The organism is Acinetobacter sp. ATCC 27244, assembly GCF_000156555.1.
GTDB classification, from domain to species: domain Bacteria; phylum Pseudomonadota; class Gammaproteobacteria; order Pseudomonadales; family Moraxellaceae; genus Acinetobacter; species Acinetobacter haemolyticus.
This window is the reverse complement of the sequence record NZ_GG666015.1, coordinates 1-261: the sequence shown is the minus strand read 5'-3', so window position 1 is coordinate 261 and position 261 is coordinate 1. Positions and strand designations below refer to the sequence as shown.

Sequence of the window (261 nt, the reverse complement as noted above, 5' to 3'; positions counted from 1 at the left end):
GCACAGCTCGTATTTGCAAGGTTTTAGCATCTATACCAATATGCAGTTTACGCCATTGCCGATGATATTCAGGCTGATGTTTCTTACGCTTCCATTCGCCTTCACCTAAAAATTTTAAGCCAGTTGAGTCTACCAATAGATGTAGTCCTTCACGACTTTTCTGATAGCTTATCGCAATATCAATATGCTTTTGTCGTCTACAGAGGGTAGAGTAATCTGGTGCTGTCCAATTCAAACCACAGAGTTTAATCAGGCTTTGAG

Annotated in this window: 1 protein-coding gene; it reads right to left on the bottom strand. The window is 40.6% G+C overall.

The genetic code is table 11. The features are described 5' to 3' along the window. Positions 1-261 (bottom strand): IS5/IS1182 family transposase (locus tag HMPREF0023_RS16035; protein WP_008942608.1); only part of this gene is annotated, 261 nt, incomplete at both ends.